General features: G+C 56.8%; 1 protein-coding gene. It reads right to left on the bottom strand.

Features of this window, described 5'->3' with window-relative positions; all coding sequences use genetic code 11:
* A partial coding sequence (locus H8L32_RS27215; RefSeq protein WP_408058970.1) for a hypothetical protein occupies positions 1–733 on the bottom strand: 733 nt, incomplete at both ends.

Here is a 733-nt window from a genome sequence, read left to right as displayed (position 1 = left end):
CAACGGCGCTTTCTTGTGCTGTACCAGCTGTGTCTGCTGTGTTGTTGGCATTGTTGGCTGTGTCGTTGTCATTGACGATGGCCAGTACACCTGCGTTGTTGTTGGCAGCGATCAGGGCATCGGTCAATGTCAGACGGTAGTTACCAGCACCAACAACGCCGGCGTTGTTGGAGGTACCAACCAGACGGATTGTTTCGAAACCGGATACGTTGGTCCATTCGGACGCGCCCAGGGCGATGGTGTCACCCAGGTTGGCACCTGTCAGGTCACCGTCGATAACCAGTGTGTCGCCTGTACCTGCGCCACCGGCTACGGTGTCGGAGATGGTCAGACCAGCACGTGTGTCCTGGATGTTGTCGAAGATGACGGTGTCGTTACCGGCACCCATGGTGATTTTTTGTGCGCCATTGGCTGCGGAGCTGGTAGAAACGCGAACGGTAACGTTGGCCAGTTCTGCAGAAGCGTCAATCGTTGCGGCAACCAGTTTGACTTGACCAGCTGTCAGGGACAGGTCTTGTACGCCGGAGCCGTCAGCGGCTGCGCCGGAGACGTCGATACGGTTCAAACCACCGTTGGCACCAACTGTTGTGGTGTCAAAGTTGATGAAGCCGCCAACTTTGCCTGCACCTGCTGCTGTACCGATGGTGACGGTGCCTGTGTGGGCTGCTACGCTACCCAGGGCAACGGTGTTGTTTTCTGAATCAGCATCAACGATGGTGACGTTTTCTGCGGC

The sequence above is a fragment of the Undibacterium hunanense genome, assembly GCF_014284335.1.
GTDB lineage: Bacteria > Pseudomonadota > Gammaproteobacteria > Burkholderiales > Burkholderiaceae_D > Undibacterium > Undibacterium hunanense.
The sequence above is the reverse complement of the archived record's forward strand: the minus strand, read 5'-3'. Positions and strand labels throughout refer to the sequence as shown.